The organism is Carboxydocella sp. JDF658 (genome assembly GCF_002049395.1).
Taxonomy (GTDB): domain Bacteria; phylum Bacillota.
The window spans coordinates 1-16,042 of record NZ_BDLR01000040.1; the positions used below are offsets into that span (position 1 = coordinate 1).

The window sequence follows — 16,042 nt, forward strand, 5'->3', positions numbered from 1 at the left end:
GCCCCCCAGTTCTTCTTCTTCCACCAGACCGGTCATCAGCACCCGCCCCGTCCCCGGAGTGACGGGAATTACCGTGGCTTCCACTTCCACTACGGTACCCATGCCCGGTCCATAGACAGCCAGTCCATTGACCAGACCCACCTGGGGCGCCGGGGGGATTTTTTTCTCCGGCCGGGGACTGTACTGGCCGCTGTTAACCACCCATTCCACATCCGCCACCCGAATCAGATTGCGTCCTTCGGTCAAAGCCAGGCCGGCAGCGATTTGCACCATATTGACCGCTTCCCGGCCATTGGTGGCATACTTTTTAATCACATCCACAGCCCCTGCTTCCACAGGCATCTTGATTTTTTCTGCCGCGTTGGCCGCTATGACCCCTATTTCTTCAGGCAGCAGGGCCCGGAAAAAAACCTCCATACAGCGGGAACGCAAAGCCGGAGGCAATTCCTGGGGCAGGCGGGTAGTGGCTCCCACCAGACGAAAATCCGCTGGCAGTCCATTCTGGAAGATATCATGAATATGGGAAGGGATATTGCCATCTTCCGCACTGTAATAGGCTGACTCCAGAAAAACCTTGCGGTCCTCCAGGACTTTTAACAATTTATTCATTTGTACCGGATGCAATTCTCCGATTTCGTCAATAAACAAAATCCCTCCGTGGGCTTTGGTTACTGCCCCCGGCTTGGGCTGGGGAATACCGGCCATACCCAGGGGACCAGCCCCCTGGTAGATCGGGTCATGGACAGAGCCGATCAGGGGATCGGCAATGCCCCGTTCATCAAAACGGGCAATAGTGGCATCCAGTTCCGTGAAGGTAGCTTCCGGCCCAAAGGGAGAAAGGGGATTGCGTTTGGCTTCTTCCAGCACCAGCCGCGCTGCTGCGGTTTTTCCTACCCCCGGCGGACCATAGATGATAACATGCTGGGGATTAGGTCCGCACAAAGCTGCCCGCAGAGCTTTTAAACCTTCTTCCTGGCCGATGATTTCCTCGAAGCGGGTTGGACGGGTTTTTTCCGCCAGGGGTTCAGTCAGGGATATGCGCCTGAGCTGCTGGAGTTTCTCCATTTCCTTCCGGCTTTCCCGGTTGACCGCAATTTTGGTGCCCTGCTGGGCCTTGAGCAAGTTCAAAAAGTAGAGTCCGATCACAATGGCAAAAAAAAGCTGAATCAAGCCGACAATGCCACTGATGCCAATGGAATTCATAAAAAATCACCTCCGGTTGGTCTACTTAGATATTATTACCAGCCAGAGGTGATTTTAATCTTTAGGCTGTAACGCCTTTTTTCTTTTTCTTCTTTTCCGCTGTAATAATCAAGGGCTGTTCCTTCTTCAAAATGCAATCAGCAGTGATAACCACTTTTTCGATGTCATCCCGCGAAGGAATTTCGTACATGACATCCAGCATGATATCTTCGATAATAGCCCTCAGCCCCCGGGCCCCGGTATTGCGCTTGAGCGCCTCCTGAGCCACTACCCGCAGGGCTTCCGGCTGAAACTCCAGCTCGATGCCATCCAGCTCGAAAAGTTTCTGGTACTGCTTGACCAGAGCATTCTTGGGCTCAGTCAGGATGCGGACGAGAGCCTCTTCATCCAGGGCATCCAGGGTCACAATCACCGGCAGCCGCCCGACAAACTCCGGAATCAGACCGTACTTGAGCAAATCCTCGGGCAGGATCTCCCGCAGCAGCTCGCCGATATTGCGCTCCTGCCGGGACTTGACTTCCGCCCCAAAGCCCAGGGTTTTCTTGGCCAGCCGGTTTTGAATGATTTTGTCCAGACCATCAAAGGCACCACCGCAGATAAAGAGGATATTGGTAGTGTCCAGCTGAATGAATTCCTGATGGGGGTGTTTGCGTCCTCCCTGCGGGGGCACACTGGCAGTAGTCCCCTCCAGAATTTTCAGCAGGGCCTGCTGTACCCCTTCTCCAGATACATCCCGGGTAATGGAGGGGTTATCGGACTTGCGGGCGATTTTATCGATTTCATCAATATAGACAATCCCTTTTTCCGCCCGCTCGATATCATAATCGGCATTCTGGATCAGCTTGAGGAGAATGTTCTCTACATCCTCACCCACATAACCGGCTTCCGTCAAACTGGTCGCATCAGCAATGGCAAAAGGCACATTGAGAAGCCGGGCCAGAGTCTGAGCCAGCAACGTCTTACCACTACCGGTAGGGCCGATCATGATGATATTGGACTTTTGCAGTTCCACATCATCAATTTTGCCTCCCAGATTGATGCGCTTGTAGTGGTTATAGACTGCCACGGCCAGGGCTTTTTTGGCTTCCTCCTGACCGATGACATACTGGTCCAGGATCTCCTTGATCTCTCTGGGTTTGGGGATATCACCCAGTTCGAATTCCGTTTCCTCGTGCAATTCCTCTTCGATGATTTCATTGCACAGTTCTATACATTCATCACAGATATATACCCCGGGGCCAGCCACCAGCTTCTTGACCTGATCCTGTAACTTGCCGCAGAAGGAACACTTCAGTTGGCCTTTGTCATCATATTTGTACATAAAATATCACCTCAAAGTTTACTTCTTACGGGTAATCACCTCATCGATGATCCCGTACTGTTTAGCCTGGTCTGCTGACATGAAGAAATCCCTTTCGGTATCGACAGCGATTTTCTCCAGTGGTTGGCCGGTGTGATGGGAGAGCAATTCATTCAATACCTGCTTCATGCGCAAAATCTCGCGGGCATGGATTTCAATCTCAGTGGCCTGGCCCTGTACACCGCCCAGGGGCTGATGGATCATGATCCGGGCCTGGGGCAAAGCGAAGCGCTTACCTTTGGCCCCGGCAGCCAGCAGGAAAGCCCCCATGGAAGCTGCCTGGCCCAGGCAGATAGTGGATACATCGGGTTTGATATACTGCATGGTATCATAAATTGCCATTCCAGCGGTTACAACCCCACCCGGGGAATTGATATACAGATGAATGTCCTTGTCCGGATCTTCCGCTTCCAGGAACAGCATCTGGGCAATGACCAGGTTGGCCATGTGGTCATCAATGGGACCACCAATGAAGATAATCCGGTCTTTCAGCAAGCGGGAATAAATATCATAGGAGCGCTCACCGCGATTAGTCTGTTCCACCACAATTGGTACCAAATAACTCATTTGTTATCACCTCATTCTACTCTTAAATGGGTAAATGGGCAAACAAGACGGCATTACACAGCCGCCTTGTCCTCCCACCCTAAGCTATTTTGGCTTTTTCCACCAGGAACTTGATGGTTTTTTCAAAAGCTATGCTATTTTTCAACGCATCCATGGAGCCATAACGTTCAAAGGCTGTGCGCAGTTCTTCCACACCCTGGTTATAAATTTTGGCCAGCTTTTCCAGTTCAGCAGTAACTTCTTCCTCAGTGGCATCAATAGCTTCCTTGCGGGCAATAGCTTCCAGAACCAGATCGGTGCGCACAGATTTTTCCGCTTCCGGACGCAGGTCGGCCTTTACCTGCTCGATAGTGGAACCAGTGTAACGCAGATAGTCTTCCATGGTCAGACCTTGCCGCTGCAGGCGCTCAGACATATCCTGCACCATGTTTTCCAGGCGGTTTTCAATCATCACTGCCGGAATTTCCACTTTGGCATTGGCAACCGCCTTTTCCACTACCTGACTGCGGACAGAGGCTTCCGCATTCTTTTCTGCGGTCTCCAATAGTCTATTCCGAATGTCAGCTTTTAATTCCTCCAGAGTATTAAATTCACTGACATCTTTGGCAAATTCGTCATCCAGAGGCAGCAATTCCTTGCGGCGGATGGTCTTGACAGTAACTTTGAAAACGGCATCCTTACCGGCCAGGTTTTCGGCATGATACTCCTGCGGGAAGGTTACTTTCACATCTCTGGTCTCGCCCACCCGGGCCCCAATCAGCTGCTCCTCAAAGCCAGGAATAAAGGTACCAGAGCCGATTTCCAGGGGATAGTCCTCCCCTTTGCCACCAGCAAAAGCTTCCTCATCGATAAAGCCTTCAAAGTCGATGACAGCGACATCGCCTTTTTCCACAGTGCCATCTTCCACAGTCTGGATTTTAGCATAGCGCTGTTGCAGCTGGGCCAGTTCCTTTTCCACATCTTCATCGGTTACATTGACTTCAGGCTTATTGACTTCCAGTTCAGTATACTGACCCAGTTCCACTTCCGGTTTTACCTGAACAGTAGCCTTGAAGATCAGCGGTTGACCTTCTTCTGCCTGCACCAGTTCTACCTGTGGCCGGTCAATGGGCTCAATTTCAGTCTCCATAACGGCCTGGAAATAGGCATCTGCCAGCAAGGTATCCAGAGCTTCATTATAGAGGCTTTCCTTGCCAAAATATCTTTCAAAAATGAACCGCGGCGCCTTTCCTTTCCGGAAGCCGGGGATATTCACTTTTTTCACCAGTTTCCGATAGGCCTGATCCAGCGCCAGGCTGAAGCGTTCAGCCGGTACTTCCACATCCAGTTGTACCAGGTTCTTTTCTATTTTTTGGGCTGTGGCTTTCATCAACTAATGCTCCCCCTTAAGATTATGTAGTTTTTTAGCCAGTCTTTAAACGGCATATATTTATTTTACATGATTCTGTCAAGATACGCAAATAAATTTCAGAAAAATCTCAGGGCCGCCATTCGACAATTTCAACTCGTATCCCGTCCTGCTCCAGCCAGAGGCGACCATAGCTGCCATAAGGAGAACCCGTGCGCGGTCTGGCCAGGCTGCCGGGGTTGAACAGCAAAACTTGCCCGTCATCCTCCTGAACCGGTATATGGCTGTGGCCAAATACTACAATCCTTACCCCTTCCTCCTGGCCCTTGTAATAAAGGGAGCTCAGCCCTGACTTGGCTCCATAACGATGACCATGCAGGAGCAAAAGGGGTACATCAGCAAGGACCAGCTTTTTCTCCTCCGGCCCTGCCCAATCACAGTTTCCCTTCACTCCGTACACCGGCACCTCGATTACCTGGCTGAGGGCAATCGCATCATCATAATGATCCCCGGCATGCAGGATAGCATCAGCCCTGCCTTCCCTGTCCAGTACCTCACGGCATAACTGCCAGCGACCATGGGTATCACTGAAAACCAGGATTTTCATAATTACTCACCTGCCCTGGCCAGTCGTTCCAGTTCACTTATCATTTTGCGCAAAGCCTGGCCCCTGTGGCTGACGGCATTTTTTTCATCCGGGCTCAGCTCAGCCATGGTCTTGCCTTTTTCCGGCAGGTAGAAGAGGGGATCATAACCAAAGCCCCCTTCTCCTCTGGCTTCACAGAGGATAATGCCAGGACAGCTGCCCTCGGTAACTGCCACTACCCCGCGTTCCGGATGGGCTAAAGCCATCACACAACGAAAACGGGCTTCCCGGTCAGAAAAAGGCACTCCCGCCAGTTCTTCCAGTAATTTGGCATTATTGCGGGCATCATCCTTAACCTCACCGGCATAGCGAGCCGAATGCACGCCGGGCGCTCCCCCCAGAGCTGCCACCTCCAGCCCGGAATCATCGGCCAGAGCCCAGCAACCTGTAGCCCTGGCTATTTCCAGGGCCTTTTTGCGAGCATTGCCCTCAAAAGTCAGCTCATCTTCCACCACTTCCGGCAAATGGGGAAAATCGGTCAGGCTTTTGATTTCCCAGTCAGTCCCTGCCAGCAAAGCCTTGATTTCCTCCAGTTTTCCCTTGTTTCCCGTTGCGATCACCAGTTTACCCACTATCCTAACACCACCAGTTGTTTTTGGTAAGCCACCATTTCCGCAATCCCCTTGCTGGCTAAATCCAGCAGTGCGTCCAATTCCTCCCGGGGAAAAGCGGTATCCTCCGCTGTGCCCTGTACTTCCACCAGTAAGCCCTGGCCGGTCATTACCACATTCATATCCACCTGGGCCCGGCTGTCCTCTTCATAGCACAAATCCAGCAGCAGCCGATCTTCCACCTTGCCCACACTGACGGCTGCCAGATAATCCCGCAAAGGCAGACCAGGCAAAGTGCCTGCCTCTACCAGACCCTGCAGGGCATCAGCCAGGGCGATAAAGGCACCGGTGATAGAAGCGGTCCTGGTTCCCCCATCGGCCTGAATCACATCACAATCCAGGGTCAGGGTCCGTTCACCCAGCAAATCCAGGTCCACCACCGCTCGCAGGGCCCGGCCGATCAGACGCTGGATCTCATAAGTCCGCCCGCCGATGCGGCCTTTGACCGCTTCCCGCTGGCTGCGCTGATGAGTAGCCCGCGGCAACATGGCATACTCGGCTGTAATCCAGCCTTTGCCTGTTCCCTTCTGAAAGGGAGGTACTTTATCCTCTACTGTACAGGTACAAATCACCCTGGTATCTCCCAGTTCTACCAGGACTGAACCTTCCGCATGTTTGATATAGTTGCGGGTGATTTTCAGTGGTCGCAAATCATCGGGTTTTCTGCCATCCACCCGCTGCCAGAGCAATTGTTCCATGGACATCCTCCTATCCTTTATCCCATTCCCGCGCTTCTTCTAAGGGAATGATCATAAACTCGTCCAGGTAGGTGCGGGCAAAGGGATTTTCTTCCCGCCGTCCCACCAGACCTGCTACTACATACAGCTTGCGCACAGGGTCCCATCTAAATTCCTTCAATAAATGGAAACCCTGAATTTCCCCGGTGCGTTTCATGTGAATGCGCGGCCCGGTACATTCCCGCACTTCCTCTCCTACCTTGATGTGATCTTCACCATGATAACAAATTGGCAGGTCTTTGGCAATCAGTTCATTAACTTTTCTTTCCACCTCTGCCAGGTCGATATTGGGTTTTTCCGCAAATTCCAGGACAAAGCCGTGTTTGATATCACTATGTACTTCCGGTTTTTTGAGCCCCATTTCCTCCAGCACCATAGCCACCAGGTCCTCGGCGCTGTGGGCCATCTTCCGGTATTTCAGTGAACGGAAAACGATTTTGGCTATATCCTGGGGATAGGGGCCGAAAACCCCCGGCCGGGTTACTATTACTTCCTCTCCCACGCCGATGAGGATTTCCGCATTAAACCCCAGTGCCTGATACAGCAGATCAAAATGCTCGATTACCACCCGCCGACCGGCCCGTACTGCCGCTTTCACCGCTTCAGCAATTTGCCAGAGCTGGGTAAAAGCAGTCTCAAACCGAACATCCAGATGATAGGTTCGGGTGCGAAAATGCCCTTGCTCCCAGTCCCTGATCAGAGGCAAAGGCCGCACATTGATGCCATCATCATCATTGGTCAGTTCCAGGCCAGGAAACATGCCGCGAATCAAGAGGGATTTGCCAGCCCCGGCATCCCCGATCAAACCTATAATGCGGTCCTCCGGGCTCAAGTACCGCTGCCCGATATTGTTGCCCAGGTTCAGCAGGCGCTGTTTGCCCCGGGGGGCAAAATAGGCGGCATACATCAAGTATTCATACATGGGCAGAACAGCCATTTGTGGTCACTCCCTTAGAGCTCCTGTTTGGGCATAAAATTTTCATTTACCATTAAAATAAAATTTTTGAAATAATCAAGATGCTTTTTCATTATCGCAAATACAATTTTTTTGTCTATTTTTAAATACTCATGAGAAAGAATATTACGAAATCCTACCATCTTTTGAAATATATCTTTTTGCTGTTTACTAATAAGTTTTTCACGGTACAAAATATCAAAAGCGTCCGCCATTTTTTGCGGGCGACCCATATTGTTATCAACAACTATGTGCGTAGCCATGTCCACAATCATATTGATGGCAATAAACAAGTTGTACTCAACCACATCCTGCGCAATTTCGTCGGCTAAAAATTCTTCTTCTGTCAGATGTCGATATCTATTGATTTTTTCGATTGACAAATTAAGTTGCTCCAGCCGTTTCGCTAACACTTCACGTCTCACCATTTCCTTTCACCTCCTGACGTACCCGATCTATCATGCGTTTGTATGTCAATTCCAGATAAGGCCGCATATCCTCATATTCGAACAAGGCTCTGACCAGGAAATTACTGGCCAGGATATCGTCCTTGCTGAACAACAATACTCCATCCAGATAGACCTGATATTTGAGTAAAGGAGTGGCATCATTCAGGATAGCCAAATCCACTGTACGACCACAAATCTCCTCCAGGTCCCTTTTCCAGTCCAAATATTCCAGTATATCGTAATCCCGATCTTTTAGATATACAGCAATATCCACATCACTGTCCTCCCGCGCATCCCCGCGGGCCCAGGAGCCAAAAAGAAAGGCAAATAGAATATTTGGTTTTGCTGCCAGGTAGCGGCCGAGTTTTTCCCTTTCCATTCCTTTCACCTTCATACTCTTCATTTTCTTAATAATATTATATTAAAGAAGCAAAAACAAATAAAAGATAAATAGTAATTCGCCCTCAGGTTAGCCAGGCTACCTGAGGGCTTGTTTTTCTAGTCCAGATTCAGTTCCAATTCCAGCAAAGGCCCATGCTGCTGGGCCCCGTAAACATCGGTTTCTCCCAGGTCCCCCGAAGCCAGGGGGCGCTTGAGGGTGCATTTGATGGCTGCTGCCGGGTCAAATTCTACAAAGGCGATGATATCCTCCTGTTTAACCCCGTACAGGCGAGCGAAGAGCTCCGGAGTAAAAAATCGGGAGGCTTTCACTTTCTGATAGGTTTCCTCATCCTTGAACATAATATCCAGGGTCAGTTCATAGGGGCCGGAGTTTTTGCTCCTGATCACCCGGGCCAGTTCGGTCAACCGGTATTTAGCCATTGCCGCCACCCCCGATTTCCTCATAGTGAATGGGAAACAGTTCCTGCCAGCTTACATCCTGCACCAAATGGTAGAGGGAGAACTGGTAAACCGGACCCGCCTTGAAATCGGAAGGGCTATACGGAAAAGCCAGATTGCCGGCAGTGGAAATCCGCCCTTCATAACCGTAATGCAACAGGGTGGAACGGGCAAAACCGCAAATGGTATTGGCCAGCTCCTGGGTTGGCGCTACAGCTTCGATAACTATTCCGATTTCATGGGAGGTGATGGTAGGTGTGGGCTCCAGTGGTCCCATTACCCCATTGCGGCCATAGATATTAAAGTGCAGGAAATACTCACTGCCGGGTATATCGCGGAAATTATCCTTTACCCGCTGCCGCACTCCAGCCAGGATTTCATCCAGCCGCGCAATGAAAATGGGATCCCGGGCCCCGGCAATACTAACGGTGCGGTAGCCCATTTGCCTTGCCCCTTCCAGCTTGAAGGCCAAAGGAGTCGGGTTATGTTTGCTCCCTGTAACCCGTACCCGCCGTTCACCGACCTGGGTGAAGCGGGTAGCTGTCAAATCCAGTATTCCTCCTGGCCCTGGCAAGCGATAGGGATCGGTTTTTTCGTACAGGGTATGAGCCGCAACAGAAGTGACGCTGCAGCGCCGTTCCGGGCTCAAGGGTTCTACCTCAAAGTGGTCTTCCCGCAACCAGCCGAACATGCAGTCACTGCCACTGCCCGGCACAGCTGCGATGGCTGCACACTCCAGAATTTTACCCAGATGGATGGCCAGGCCGGGATCAAACCCCTCCTTGATGGCCAGAGCAGCAAACACCGCCGGGTCATAGGCCCGTCCAGCAATGATCACCTGGGCCCCTGCTGCCAGGGCTGCAATGAAAGGCTCTGTTCCCATCTGTGCCACTATATGGCTGCTGGCTGCCACCGCTTCTGCAGTTAAGGGAGGAGCCGGATGCAAAGGAGTTATTTTCCCTGCTGCCAGCCAGGTCTGAACCTGTTCCCGGCTCTGTTCAGCACCGATTACTGCCAGCCGAAAACGCAAACCTTCTTCGCGGGCAATTTCCCGGACGATATCCACTGTCCACTCCAGATGGGGAGTGGCTCCGGAACCGCCCGCAGTGCCCACCACCACTGGAACCCCGGCTGCCAGCCCGGCTGTCAGCATCAGCTTCAGGTCACGCTTAACCGCCCGCCGGTCAGTAAAGGATACCCCTGCCCCAAGATAATAGGGTCCCGGATCAGTGGAACCGGCATCCACAGCGATCAAGTGGGGCCGATACTCCAACCCGCGGCGAAAACTTTCCTCCGGAAAGCCATAGCCTAAAATAGCAGTAGGAGACAAGATGCGCATCTCCTTCATCTTCCTTACCTTACCTCCCCTCCACCGTCCAGCTCCGCCCTTCCCGGGCCAGATCCAGACGGCCACTAAAGACTTCTCTGGCCTCTTTCAGTGACAGGGCAGCATTGAATTCCGGCCAGAGATGGGTAAGCAGCAGGAAGCCTGCCCCAGCCTGCCGGGCCAGCTGTCCGGCCTGGCGGGAGCTAAGATGGCCCAGTTCCTGACCTTTGCTTTCATGCTCTACCTGCAGACTGGCTTCAGCCAGCAACAGTCCGCATTCCCGGCTGAATTCAGCCAATTCCTCGCTGTATGCGGCATCCCCGGTATAGACCAGGCTTTTGCCTTCAGCTTCCAGCCGCACGGCATAAGCAGGTAAACTGTGGCTGACCGGGAAAAATTTCAGTTCCAGCTGGCCGGCCCTGGCCTGCCCTCCGGCAGCCGGAATTGCTATCAGCTGCAAGGCTTCCTGGTAGGCAGCAAACTGCTCAAACAACTGCGCCGGTTCGACGGGTGCATACACTGGTAGCGGTCCTGGCCGCCTCCCTTCCCGAATGGCACCTGCGATAGCATGCCTTATACAATGCAAATCAGCCCAGTGGTCAGGATGCCAGTGGGTAATGATTACTGCCGTCAGCTGCCAGAAGTCCATATGTTCCCGCAAACGGCCGAAAACGCCATTGCCACAATCCAGCAGAATCGCTGTGTCCCCGGAGCGAACCAGATAGCCGGAACAGGCACCACCAGCCCGGGGATAGGGGCCCCAGCAGCCCAGCACTGTCAACTTCATCAGTTAACCTCCTTCTCTGTCTGTAATTGGGCTTCCACCCAGCAACCAATAGCGCCATTCATCTGCGGTTCCGGCGGAATAACCACCTCTACCCCCAGCTCCCGCTCCAGAATAGTAACGAGGGCCCGGTTAAAGGCCACCCCGCCGGTGAAAACCAGTGGACCTTTCCCTAACAAAGGTTTTAGCATAGGCTGGACCCGCCGGAAAATGGTATAGTTCACTCCTGCCGCCAGTTCGGCAACGGAATAGCCCTCAACAATCCGGCCAATCAATTCCGATTCCCCGAAAACAGCACAGGTAGAACTCAACTCCACCGGGTTATCGGCATACTGACTCAGTTCCTCCAGACTAATGCCCAGAACCGCTGCCATGTTTTCCAGATAGCGGCCGGAGCTGGCCGCACACTTGTCATTGGTGACAAAATCCCGCATTTTCCCCCGGCTGACAGCGATGACTTTACTATCCTGGCCTCCTAAATCCAGCAGGGTAAAATCCTGCAACCCGGTCTGAGCCATTACTCCCAGCATGTGGGCTTTCAGCTCCGGAATCGTTTTACCTCCAGCTATTTTTACGGTATTGCGCCCATAGCCGGTGGAAACAATGGCTTCAAACTGCGGCAGACCCAGAGCAGCGAAATCCACCGCCAGGTCTTCTGCCACTTTACGGCCGTACTGGCGATAAAAGAGGATAGTATCGTAGCGGTGAAAACTCAACTCCGGCAGAGGCTCCCCCGGTTGCCAGCCTGCCTGCCGGGGGCCCAGCACCAGTTTAGCCTGCCGGCTGCCTAAATCCAGTCCCAGTAACATCGATTTCACCTCAACATCTCGATAAAGGACTCCAGCCGCATTTTACTGCGCGCATCCAGCCGCCCCGGTTTATCTCCTTCCAGAGTCAAAACAGGGATATCCAGCTTCTCCCGGATGATTATATCCTCAATCTGACGGAAGCAAAAACTCTGAGTGTAATGGATAATCCCATCCAGATTGCGCCGTTCCACTTCCCGACTGATATCCTCCAGCCTTGCAAAAATATCATAGGGATAGGTATAGAGCAGGTACTGCTCCACGATATCCTCAGTGGCAAAAGGCATGGCAAACTGCCTTTGCACCTCATTATAGACCACCCGGGCTCCCAGCTCCTCTACAAATTGATAGATATCGGAGAAAATGGGGGGTACACCGATATAGCCCAGGCGCACATCCTCTTCAATCACCTTGTGGTGCTGGACTTCCGCCAGGAATGCTTCCACTTGCTGTTCAAAAGTATCGGGATCCCCATTAAAGTCACTGCAGGACACCTGGAAAAGATGGTTTTCAAACCCGCTTACCTGCTGGCCTTCCCAGGTCAGACGGTCAATTTCTGCCACCTTGCGGCGAATGCGGTCCAGCCGCTGTTTGGTAGCATTGACCTGGTCCCAGGTTACTCCCCCCAGGGCCTCCATCAGTTTTTCCATTTGCAGTTTGAGCATGTCCCGATCCCGATCGTAGGGAAAGGCGAAAGGTATGGTTTTAATCCCCTGGACCTGCAGGGTCTCCATCAGAGCGTGGGTATTGGAACAATCCCCCTGGGTCACAGCAATCACCCGGTCAATTTCCCGGTTGGCCAGAACGGTGCTGTAGATGCCCTTGATCCAGCCACACAAATTGCGGGGATAACCGGCTACTTCTGCCTCTTCCACCAGTTGCATGGGATCAGGGCTGGTAATGAAGATATTGTTGAGATCCACTGGTATCTCTCCTGCTGCGTAAATTATTTCCACCGGCACCGTGGTGGTTATGCCCACCTTGCCCACAGGCGTTCCTCCTTTACACGAAATTCTTGACCTAAATTTTCCCTTTCATTTTCAATATAGCCAGGGTTCTGGCCATTTCATTATACACCACCATCAGGCCTTCATCCACTCCCATTCCGGGTTTGGCCAGCATCTGATCGGGATTGGTAGCCAGGGCGATGTGCACACAGACCTGAGCCGAACGGTCAGTTTCATTACAGGTACCGCCCAGATAGGCTCCCATACCTCTGGCTTTGGCATAAAGGACCGCTTCGATGGTATTATTGATGCCTCCCAGGTCCGGTGTTTTGATTTGCACCATATGGGCTGACTGGTGATCGGTGAATTCTATAATATCCTCCAGGGTGTTACACCATTCATCGGCCACAATTTCCACCGTACAGCCTGTGTCAGTCAGTTCCTGTTTCAGGTCCTTCAGGGCCCGCATCTGGTCCGGTTTATTGCCCATATCCATCGGCCCTTCAATGCGCAGCTGCAAGGGCCGTGCTGCCGCCTCCAGTTCCTTGAGGTAAGCTGCCATCCGTTTGGTATCATGGCCAAAAGCCAGGCCAATGGTGCCATAAACATCAATATGTAAAACAGGACGGTAACCGGGTTGGCCTAATTCCTCTACCCGTTTCCGCAGCCACTCTACATATTCCAGTAACAGCTCTCCATTTTTGCCCAGTTTGGTCTCCACGTTATTGATCAGTCCATGCGGTAGCACATCAGCCCTTTTTACAATGGCCTTATCGGCATTGTTATGCCTTTCATCCCCCGTCTGACAAAAGATCGGTACAGGAGCGTTAACCAGTTGAGTCCCATATTCCCGGGCGATGGTTTCCGCCATGGTCTCCCTGTGGGCTCTGGCTACGGCATCCAGCAGGGCCTGGGTAATACCATAGCGCAGAGCAGTATGCAGTCTCTCCCCATTGGGACGGATAAAATGGTCAAATTCCTGGGCCAGGGGCCGAAAAGCGGTCAGTTCCCGACCCAGCAACCGGGGCTTTACCTCTTCCTCCAGCAGAGGAATAAAATCTTTGGCCAGAAAAAGGGGATCCCGGCCCCCTGCTCCCGAATACTGTACCGCAGCGCAATCGCCAAAAGCAATCTGTCCATCTTCCAGCATTAACATGATGGAAATGGATTCACCCCGCTGCCGGACAGCGGAAAAACCCGGGGTCAGAGTTTGACCCCGGTAAGTACCGCCATCAGGCTGAGCTCCGGCTTTAATGGCTTTCTGGTCATCAAAGAAGAATCCGGTTAATCCTGCCGAAAAAACAACATCTATTATCTTCATTATCATCGCCTCCGCTTTTCTATCTGGGCCGGCCTACCAGCATGCCTTTACCAATGGCATAGATATCATCGATTACCATCTGGAAACTGGGCTGGCGATTTTCCTTACGGCCCCGTTCAGCAATTTTCTCCTGATGGAAGGCCCGGATTTCCGCATCAAAAGGCAACTGGCCGAAATCCAGGAAACGCACCGCCCCCTGATTGTCCCGGGCCGGCAAAATCTTGCCCAGATTGTGGCGACTGGGGGCAAAAGGTACATCTATTACACCGGCCTTGAAGGCCCGTACGGCCCCAACGGCCCAGTCTCCCTCTCCCAGTTCCAGGGTCTTGTCCAGGATGGCCCGGGTTTCCTTGCGAATCATCTCCATTTCCAGCTGCAGCTCACTGGTCAGGGGCAAACTCTGATCCTTGAGCATGTTCAGTACCTGTTTGGTGGCCTTGAGCCCGGCGGCATTGGCTTCCCTGGTCGGAATTCCCATCGCCTCATGGGGAGTCTTAACAATTACCTTATTAACTCTGGCCAGGGCGGCAGTAACAGCGCCCCAGGAGATGACACCAAAGGCTTTGCTTTCATCTTGCGGGAAGCCGCCCATCCACTGGTGGAACACCGTGGTGATTTGCCGACCACTGTACCCAAAGCGGTTCAGATATTCCTCTGCCAGTTCGGCCAGGGTCCTTATGGCCGCTACATCCTGATAGAGGTTACCACATTGTCCATAGCCCAGGGTCAGGTTCATAACCCCCTGTTCGGCTGCCAGTAAGGCTTCAATAATAGCCACCGCATGGGATATACTGGGAGGCACCAGGGTACCGGTTAAAGGCCCAAAAGGCTCCCGGTTGATGCTGACCCCATTTTCTTCATAATATCCCACCAGGCGGTCAACATATTGCCAGTAACGGATAGACTTTTCCAGCGGCATATCTTTGGAATAAGGAATATTATAGCTGATACCGCCACCCTCAAAATCGGTAAAACCTCCAGCCAGCGTAATTTCCGCCAGCAAGCGGGCATCAGGAGTACCGTGCCGAACCTGTACCGGCACATTCACTGCTTCCACCACTTTACGGCAGGCATCTACCCCGTAATTGACTGCCGGAAAGCCATTGAGCATGGAGCGACCTGCTGCCCGGGACTCCTCGATTCCTGTTTCCGCCTCTTTATAGCGGTTTTGCCGGGTATAGGAATCAATGGTGGTGGGCAGGAAATCCGCCCCGCCTTCGTCCTGTAAATAACGCAACAGCTCTATGTGTTCATGCAAGAGAGCTACTCCGGCCCGGGGCTGGGCAAAGGTAATTCCTTCCCGCTTGCCCTGAGCCAGTTTTTTGGCCATCACCTTGCTGGCCGGTAACTGTTTATGATAGGCAATAGCTTCTTCCAGATCTACTCCGCGTCCGGTAGGCCAGGACTGCAATACTTCCTGCCGTTCAGCCCAAAACTGTTCTAAGTCCAGCTTTTTGTTTACAAGTTCCACACTTACCCCTCCTAGATTTCTCTAAGTCCGGCCGTCATGATAGTCATGGCCGCCTCTTCATCTATTTCAGCCAGCAGACCCATCGCTGCCAGAATATACTCCTGATCCAACCACAGGCGCGGTTGCATGGGTTTCAACAACATGGGCTGTTCCGGTTCAAACAGTACTCCTTCCAGAATCCGCCGGGGCCGGGGATGATGGACCAGCACCCCGCCGGTACCGATGACATGCCCGATTTGGGTCAAATCCTTGCCATACTGGACAAAGGTCGCCCCAAAAGGAGTGTAAACTGTTTCCAGCTGCCCCACATGCCGTTCAGTGGCCAGGCGGGCACAGAGGTAGCCCAGCAGCGTATCCCACTCCCATTCCTGTTCATTTACCGGCAGATAATCAGGCTGCTGGTGTACTTTCCGTACATATTCCTGACCTTCCTGCCATTTTTCTCTAAATAGCTTTAGCAACAGGGCCCTGGGGGTTGCTTCCCAGAGGGCCTCGGCACTATAACGCATGCCCAGGTCACCCTCAACTGTGCGCTTGGCTTTAGGCTCCGGTAAACCCTTCCAGTTAACTCCCGGCTTGCTGGGCGCCCCTTCGGCAATGGAATGCACATCCGTAGTGGCCCCGCCAATGTCCACCAGCAGCAGCTCCCCCCAGCCCCTCTGGCCTGGAG

General features: G+C 52.5%; 18 protein-coding genes. All 18 read right to left on the reverse strand.

The features are described 5' to 3' along the window. A partial coding sequence (locus JDF658_RS07680) for an ATP-binding protein (protein WP_079907059.1) occupies nt 1-1,203 on the reverse strand: 1,203 nt, incomplete at its 3' end. Nucleotides 1,204-1,264: 61 nt separating this feature from the next. Next, nucleotides 1,265-2,524 (reverse strand): ATP-dependent Clp protease ATP-binding subunit ClpX, encoded by a 1,260-nt coding sequence (gene clpX / locus JDF658_RS07685; RefSeq protein ID WP_078664308.1) that lies wholly within the window; start codon nt 2,522-2,524, stop codon nt 1,265-1,267. Between the two features lie 18 nt (nt 2,525-2,542). Further along, nucleotides 2,543-3,130 (reverse strand): ATP-dependent Clp endopeptidase proteolytic subunit ClpP, encoded by a 588-nt coding sequence (gene clpP / locus JDF658_RS07690; protein ID WP_078664309.1) that lies wholly within the window; start codon nt 3,128-3,130, stop codon nt 2,543-2,545. 79 nt (nt 3,131-3,209) lie between these two features. Then, nucleotides 3,210-4,499 (reverse strand): trigger factor, encoded by a 1,290-nt coding sequence (gene tig / locus JDF658_RS07695; RefSeq protein WP_078664310.1) that lies wholly within the window; start codon nt 4,497-4,499, stop codon nt 3,210-3,212. A gap of 109 nt (nt 4,500-4,608) precedes the next feature. Next, nucleotides 4,609-5,085, reverse strand: a complete 477-nt coding sequence (locus tag JDF658_RS07700) for a metallophosphoesterase (RefSeq protein WP_078664311.1) — start codon at nt 5,083-5,085, stop codon at nt 4,609-4,611. 2 nt (nt 5,086-5,087) lie between these two features. Beyond that, nucleotides 5,088-5,696 carry an XTP/dITP diphosphatase gene (locus JDF658_RS07705; protein WP_078664312.1) on the reverse strand — a complete coding sequence of 203 codons (609 nt, stop codon included), beginning with the start codon at nt 5,694-5,696 and terminating at the stop codon, nt 5,088-5,090. Next, a complete protein-coding gene (rph, locus tag JDF658_RS07710; protein WP_078664313.1) occupies nt 5,696-6,433 on the reverse strand; it encodes a ribonuclease PH in 738 nt (245 codons plus the stop codon). Before rph ends, JDF658_RS07705 begins: the two co-directional genes overlap by 1 nt. Before the next feature lie 10 nt (nt 6,434-6,443). Further along, nucleotides 6,444-7,409, reverse strand: coding sequence for a lantibiotic ABC transporter (locus JDF658_RS07715; protein ID WP_078664314.1), 966 nt, complete (start codon nt 7,407-7,409; stop codon nt 6,444-6,446). Between the two features lie 14 nt (nt 7,410-7,423). After that, nucleotides 7,424-7,855, reverse strand: coding sequence for a DUF86 domain-containing protein (locus JDF658_RS07720; protein ID WP_079907061.1), 432 nt, complete (start codon nt 7,853-7,855; stop codon nt 7,424-7,426). Continuing rightward, nucleotides 7,842-8,255 carry a nucleotidyltransferase domain-containing protein gene (locus JDF658_RS07725; RefSeq protein WP_143311972.1) on the reverse strand — a complete coding sequence of 138 codons (414 nt, stop codon included), beginning with the start codon at nt 8,253-8,255 and terminating at the stop codon, nt 7,842-7,844. The genes JDF658_RS07720 and JDF658_RS07725 overlap by 14 nt, the downstream gene beginning before the upstream one ends. A gap of 119 nt (nt 8,256-8,374) precedes the next feature. After that, the gene (locus tag JDF658_RS07730; protein ID WP_078664317.1) at nt 8,375-8,698 is read right to left on the reverse strand and encodes a DUF4387 domain-containing protein; all 324 of its coding nucleotides are present in this window, start codon (nt 8,696-8,698) and stop codon (nt 8,375-8,377) included. Continuing rightward, complete coding sequence (locus JDF658_RS07735) at nt 8,691-10,064, reverse strand: acyclic terpene utilization AtuA family protein (protein WP_079907065.1); 1,374 nt, start codon at nt 10,062-10,064, stop codon at nt 8,691-8,693. The genes JDF658_RS07730 and JDF658_RS07735 overlap by 8 nt, the downstream gene beginning before the upstream one ends. A gap of 10 nt (nt 10,065-10,074) precedes the next feature. Then, nucleotides 10,075-10,830 carry an MBL fold metallo-hydrolase gene (locus JDF658_RS07740; RefSeq protein WP_079907066.1) on the reverse strand — a complete coding sequence of 252 codons (756 nt, stop codon included), beginning with the start codon at nt 10,828-10,830 and terminating at the stop codon, nt 10,075-10,077. Continuing rightward, nucleotides 10,830-11,636, reverse strand: coding sequence for an acyl-CoA dehydratase activase (locus tag JDF658_RS07745; RefSeq protein WP_079907068.1), 807 nt, complete (start codon nt 11,634-11,636; stop codon nt 10,830-10,832). The genes JDF658_RS07740 and JDF658_RS07745 overlap by 1 nt, the downstream gene beginning before the upstream one ends. Nucleotides 11,637-11,641: 5 nt before the next feature. Next, nucleotides 11,642-12,622 (reverse strand): 2-hydroxyacyl-CoA dehydratase, encoded by a 981-nt coding sequence (locus tag JDF658_RS07750; protein ID WP_078664321.1) that lies wholly within the window; start codon nt 12,620-12,622, stop codon nt 11,642-11,644. 31 nt (nt 12,623-12,653) lie between these two features. Further along, nucleotides 12,654-13,901, reverse strand: coding sequence for a methylaspartate ammonia-lyase (locus tag JDF658_RS07755; protein WP_079907070.1), 1,248 nt, complete (start codon nt 13,899-13,901; stop codon nt 12,654-12,656). Nucleotides 13,902-13,920: 19 nt separating this feature from the next. Then, nucleotides 13,921-15,372: a methylaspartate mutase subunit E gene (locus JDF658_RS07760; RefSeq protein ID WP_078664323.1), complete on the reverse strand. Its 1,452-nt coding sequence runs from the start codon at nt 15,370-15,372 to the stop codon at nt 13,921-13,923. Nucleotides 15,373-15,383: 11 nt separating this feature from the next. Continuing rightward, nucleotides 15,384-16,042, reverse strand: a 659-nt coding sequence (locus JDF658_RS07765) for a glutamate mutase L (protein ID WP_200805654.1), incomplete at its 5' end; no start/stop codon positions are given.

Coding starts and splice junctions, on each gene's coding strand:
- JDF658_RS07735 (WP_079907065.1), bottom strand. CDS start 10,064: ATGAAGGAGATGCGCATCTTGTCTCCTACTGCTATTTTAGGCTATGGC.
- JDF658_RS07720 (WP_079907061.1), bottom strand. CDS start 7,855: ATGGTGAGACGTGAAGTGTTAGCGAAACGGCTGGAGCAACTTAATTTG.
- JDF658_RS07725 (WP_143311972.1), bottom strand. CDS start 8,255: ATGGAAAGGGAAAAACTCGGCCGCTACCTGGCAGCAAAACCAAATATT.
- JDF658_RS07740 (WP_079907066.1), bottom strand. CDS start 10,830: ATGAAGTTGACAGTGCTGGGCTGCTGGGGCCCCTATCCCCGGGCTGGT.
- JDF658_RS07715 (WP_078664314.1), bottom strand. CDS start 7,409: ATGGCTGTTCTGCCCATGTATGAATACTTGATGTATGCCGCCTATTTT.
- JDF658_RS07730 (WP_078664317.1), bottom strand. CDS start 8,698: ATGGCTAAATACCGGTTGACCGAACTGGCCCGGGTGATCAGGAGCAAA.
- JDF658_RS07745 (WP_079907068.1), bottom strand. CDS start 11,636: ATGTTACTGGGACTGGATTTAGGCAGCCGGCAGGCTAAACTGGTGCTG.
- JDF658_RS07755 (WP_079907070.1), bottom strand. CDS start 13,901: ATGAAGATAATAGATGTTGTTTTTTCGGCAGGATTAACCGGATTCTTC.
- JDF658_RS07700 (WP_078664311.1), bottom strand. CDS start 5,085: ATGAAAATCCTGGTTTTCAGTGATACCCATGGTCGCTGGCAGTTATGC.
- clpP (WP_078664309.1), bottom strand. CDS start 3,130: ATGAGTTATTTGGTACCAATTGTGGTGGAACAGACTAATCGCGGTGAG.
- rph (WP_078664313.1), bottom strand. CDS start 6,433: ATGGAACAATTGCTCTGGCAGCGGGTGGATGGCAGAAAACCCGATGAT.
- tig (WP_078664310.1), bottom strand. CDS start 4,499: ATGAAAGCCACAGCCCAAAAAATAGAAAAGAACCTGGTACAACTGGAT.
- clpX (WP_078664308.1), bottom strand. CDS start 2,524: ATGTACAAATATGATGACAAAGGCCAACTGAAGTGTTCCTTCTGCGGC.